At 67.7% G+C, this 4,236-nt stretch carries 5 protein-coding genes; all 5 read right to left on the bottom strand.

Annotated features, from left to right (window positions below; genetic code table 11):
* Window positions 1–130 precede the first annotated feature (130 nt).
* Window positions 131–373, bottom strand: a complete 243-nt coding sequence (locus tag JWP28_RS07780) for a hypothetical protein (RefSeq protein ID WP_299541764.1) — start codon at window positions 371–373, stop codon at window positions 131–133.
* Between the two features lie 84 nt (window positions 374–457).
* A complete protein-coding gene (locus JWP28_RS07775; RefSeq protein ID WP_299541762.1) occupies window positions 458–1,504 on the bottom strand; it encodes an aldo/keto reductase in 1,047 nt (348 codons plus the stop codon).
* Window positions 1,505–1,630: 126 nt separating this feature from the next.
* Window positions 1,631–3,049 (bottom strand): NAD(P)(+) transhydrogenase (Re/Si-specific) subunit beta, encoded by a 1,419-nt coding sequence (locus JWP28_RS07770; RefSeq protein WP_299541760.1) that lies wholly within the window; start codon window positions 3,047–3,049, stop codon window positions 1,631–1,633.
* On the bottom strand, window positions 3,046–3,387 hold the full coding sequence (locus JWP28_RS07765; protein ID WP_299541758.1) for an NAD(P) transhydrogenase subunit alpha: 342 nt from the start codon (window positions 3,385–3,387) through the stop codon (window positions 3,046–3,048). Before JWP28_RS07765 ends, JWP28_RS07770 begins: the two co-directional genes overlap by 4 nt.
* Before the next feature lies 1 nt (window position 3,388).
* On the bottom strand, window positions 3,389–4,236 hold an 848-nt coding region (locus JWP28_RS07760; RefSeq protein ID WP_299541756.1), incomplete at its 5' end, for an NAD(P) transhydrogenase subunit alpha.

The following is a 4,236-nucleotide window of genomic DNA, read 5'->3' as shown; positions in this document are numbered from 1 at the left end:
AAGGTGGCGACCGAAGCGCTCCGCTCACCGCGCAGGGCGAGCAGGAGTCCGCAGGCGGCGATGAACAGCCCCACGGCAACGATCAACGCTGCGGCGATCCAGGTGGCGGCGGGTTCGATCTTCATGGGTTTCAGGCCCTGCCCAGGCGGCGGTCTCGGCGCAGCTTACAGACCGCGGCGCCGAGCAGGAAGGCGCAGTTGATCACCGCCACCACCGCGATCACCGACAGCACGCCGATGGCCGCGTGTTCGCGGGTGCTGCGCATCCAATAGGTGGATTCCAGGGCGTTGATCCCGATGAACGCGACAGCCAGCGCCGCGATCATGCACATCGCCAGCACACCCCAGTCGATCCAGGTCTCGCGGCTCCCCATGACCAAAGCTTGGCATGGAAATACTGGACCGGCCAGAGGCGCTGATCTTACCTTATTGACGGCTCATCTTGGAGTCACAATCCCTTATTGGGCAAGGAAAGGTTGGGGGATGCGGTTGCGCGCCTGACGCTCGGTCATCCAGCCGGGATACTCCGCCGGCAGGACGCTGACCTCGTCGAGGCGGGCCATCTCCTCGTCCGACAGGCTCAGGGTCACGGCGGCCAGGTTGTCGTCCAGCTGCTCCACCGTCTTGGCCCCGACGATCACGCTCATCACATGCGGCTTGTGCAGCAGCCAGGCCAGGGCCACCCGCGCCACCGACACCCCATGGGCGTCGCCGATCTCGCGCATCACGGCGATGCACTTCCAGGCGCGGTCCTTGTCCACCGGCGGGAAGTCGAAATTGGTGCGCCGCGCGTCCTGCGGATTGTTCGAGCCCGGCCCGAACTTGCCCGACAGCAGCCCGCCCGCCAGCGGCGACCAGACCATCAGCCCGAGGTTCTCGGAGGTCAGCATCGGCGCCAGCTCGCGCTCCAGGTCGCGGCCGGCGATGGAGTAGTAGGCCTGCAGGGTCTCGAAGCGGACGTAGCCTTTGGCCTCGCTGAGCCCCAACGCCTTGGCGATCTTCCAGGCGGCCCAGTTTGAGACGCCGATGTAGCGCACCAGCCCCTGGCGGGTCAGGTCGTCGAGCGCGCGCAGCGTCTCCTCGACCGGCGTGACCGTGTCGTTTCCGTGGATCTGATAGAGGTCGATGTGGTCGGTCTGCAGCCGCTCGAGGCTGGTCTGCACGCTGTCCATGATGTGGCCGCGCGAGGCGCCACGGTCGTTGGGCCCGGGGCCCATCTCGCCGAACACCTTGGTGGCGATGACCACGTCCTTGCGGGCGGTCCCCAGGTTCTTGAACGCCTGGCCGAGCAGCTTCTCGGATTCGCCGAACGAGTAGACGTCGGCCGTGTCGAAGAAGTTCACCCCAGCCTCAATCGCCCGGCCGACGATGCCGTCCACCTCGCCCTGCTGCAGGGCGCCGATGGCCTTCCACATGCCGGCGTTTTCAGACCCGCCGAAGGTCATGGTCCCCAGGCAGATTTCCGAGACAAAAAGACCGGTGCGGCCGAGCTGGTTGTACTTCATGGGAACATCTCCGACGGGGCCGATGTCCGCCCATATGGTCAGGCCATTGCGACGCGTCGAGGTCGGCCGGCGTGCATGCGTACAATAAATCGGAGAACGGCGGAAATGGGGGCGCGTTGCCCGGTCCTAAAGCGCCCTGAGAATCCCCTCGACCATCTTCTTGGCGTCGCCGAACAACATCATGGTGTTGTCGCGGAAGAAGAGTTCGTTCTCGACGCCGGCGTAGCCGGGGCTCATGCCGCGCTTCACGAACAGCACCGTGCGGGCCTTCTCCACGTCCAGGACCGGCATGCCGTAGATGGGGCTGGCCGGGTCGGTCTTGGCGGCCGGATTGGTGACGTCGTTGGCCCCGATCACGAAGGCCACGTCGGCGGTGGGAAACTCGGCGTTGATGTCCTCCAGCTCGAAGACCTCGTCATAAGGGACGTTGGCCTCGGCCAGCAGCACGTTCATGTGGCCGGGCATGCGGCCGGCGACCGGGTGGATGGCGTACTTCACCTCGACGCCTTCCGCCTTCAGCTTGTCGGCCATCTCGCGAAGGGCGTGCTGCGCCTGGCTCACCGCCATGCCGTAGCCGGGGACGATGATCACCTTTGACGCGTTCTTCATGATGAAGGCCGCGTCCTCCGCGCTGCCCTGCTTGACCGGCCGGGTCTCGACCTTGCCGCCGGCCGCCGCGGCGCTGTCGTCCGCGCCGAAGCCGCCGAGGATCACGGAGATGAAGCTGCGGTTCATCGCCTTGCACATGATGTAGCTGAGGATCGCGCCGGACGAGCCCACCAGAGCGCCGGTGATGATCAGGGTGGTGTTCTCCAGCGTGAAGCCCAGCGCCGCCGCCGCCCAGCCGGAATAGCTGTTCAGCATGGAGATCACGACCGGCATGTCCGCCCCGCCGATGGGGATGATCAGGGTGACGCCCACCAGCAGGCTGAGCGCGAAGATCCCCCAGAAGGCCCAGAGCGCCGAGCCGCCGCTCATCACCAGCAGGACGATCAGCACCAGGATGCCAAGGCCGATGGCGATGTTCAGCAGGTGGCGGCCCGGCAGCAGGATCGGGGCGCCGCTCATGTTGCCGTTGAGCTTCGCAAACGCGATCACCGAGCCGGTGAAGGTGACGGCGCCGATGGCCAGGCCGAGTGACAACTCGATCAGCGAGTTGAGGTGGATGACGCCGTCCGCCCCGGCGATGCCATAGGCCTGCGGCGTGTGGATCGCAGCCACCGCCACCAGGCAGGCGGCCATGCCGACCAGGCTGTGGAAGGCCGCCACCAGCTGCGGCATGGAGGTCATCGCCACCCGACGGGCGATGATCGCGCCGATGGTCCCGCCGATGGCGACGCCGCCGAGGATCAGGCCGAGCGTAAGCGCGTCCAGAAAGCCCCGGCCCCAGAGCGTGGCCAGCGTCGTGGCGATCGCGATCGCCATGCCGATCATGCCGTTGCGGTTGCCGGCCTGGCTGGTGGTCGGGCTGGAGAGGCCGCGCAGCGCCAGGATGAAGAGTACGCCGGAGACGAGGTAGAGGATGGCCGCGAGGTTGGCGTTCACTTCGCGCCGTCCTTCTTCAGGGCCGGGGCTTTCTTTTTGTACATGGCGAGCATCCGGCGGACGACGAGGAACCCGCCGAAGATGTTGACGGAGGCGAAGGCGGTGGCGACCGCGCCGGCGCCCTTGGAGATCAGCACGCTGCGGGTCAGCTCGCCGGTCGGGGCGTGCGCGGCGGCGGCCAGCAGGGCGCCGACGATGATCACCGATGAGATGGCGTTGGTCACCGCCATCAGCGGCGTGTGCAGGGCCGGGGTCACGCTCCACACCACATAGTAGCCGACGAAGATCGCCAGCACGAAGATGGCCAGGCGGAATACGGTGGGATCGACGGCTTCCATGTCAGCCCTCCTTCAGCGCCGGATGGACGATCTGCCCGCCGTGGGTGACCAGCGAGGCCTTGAGGATCTCGTCCTCCAGGTCGGGCTGCAGGGCGCCGTCCTTGACCAGCAGGCCGGCGAAGGCGGTCAGGTTGCGGGCGTATAGCGCCGAGGCGTCGGCGGCGATGCGGCCGGGCATGTTGGCGATGCCGACGATTTTCGCCGGCCCGGCCTGGACCACCTCGCCCAGCCTGGCGCCTTCAACATTGCCGCCCTGCTCGACGGCCAGGTCGATCAGCACCGAGCCGGTCCTCATCGAGGCCACCTGCTCGGCCGAGACCAGCCGGGGCGCCGGGCGGCCGGGGATCAGGGCGGTGGTGATGACGATGTCCTGCTTCCTGATGTGCTCCGACACCAGGGCCGCCTGCTTGGCCTGGTACTCCGGGGACATTTGCTTGGCGTAGCCGCCGGCGGTCTGGGCGTCCTTGAACTCCTCGTCCTCGACCGCCAGGAACTTGGCCCCGAGGCTCTCCACCTGCTCCTTGGTGGCCGGGCGCACGTCGGTGGCGGTGACCACCGCCCCCAGCCGGCGGGCGGTGGCGATGGCCTGCAGGCCGGCGACGCCGACCCCCATCACGAACACCTTGGCCGCGGCGACGGTGCCGGCGGCGGTCATCATCATCGGCAGGGCCCGGCCATAGGCCTGGGCCGCCTCGATCACCGCGCGGTAGCCGGCCAGGTTGGCCTGGCTGGACAGCACGTCCATCACCTGGGCGCGGGTGATCCGCGGCACGAACTCCATGGCGAAGGCCGTCGCACCGGCCTTGGCCAGCGCCGCCAGCTGGGCCTTGTCCTGATAGGGGTTGAGCA

Origin of the sequence: Phenylobacterium sp. (genome assembly GCF_028290885.1) — a bacterium.
GTDB lineage: Bacteria > Pseudomonadota > Alphaproteobacteria > Caulobacterales > Caulobacteraceae > Phenylobacterium.
Note: the sequence above shows the minus strand (reverse complement) of the source record. Positions and strands in the feature narration are given on the sequence as shown.

What these genes read in the sequence shown, in the direction of transcription:
- JWP28_RS07780 (WP_299541764.1), bottom strand. Translation starts at nt 373, where the DNA reads ATGGGGAGCCGCGAGACCTGGATCGACTGGGGTGTGCTGGCGATGTGC.
- JWP28_RS07775 (WP_299541762.1), bottom strand. Translation starts at nt 1,504, where the DNA reads ATGAAGTACAACCAGCTCGGCCGCACCGGTCTTTTTGTCTCGGAAATC.
- JWP28_RS07765 (WP_299541758.1), bottom strand. Translation starts at nt 3,387, where the DNA reads ATGGAAGCCGTCGATCCCACCGTATTCCGCCTGGCCATCTTCGTGCTG.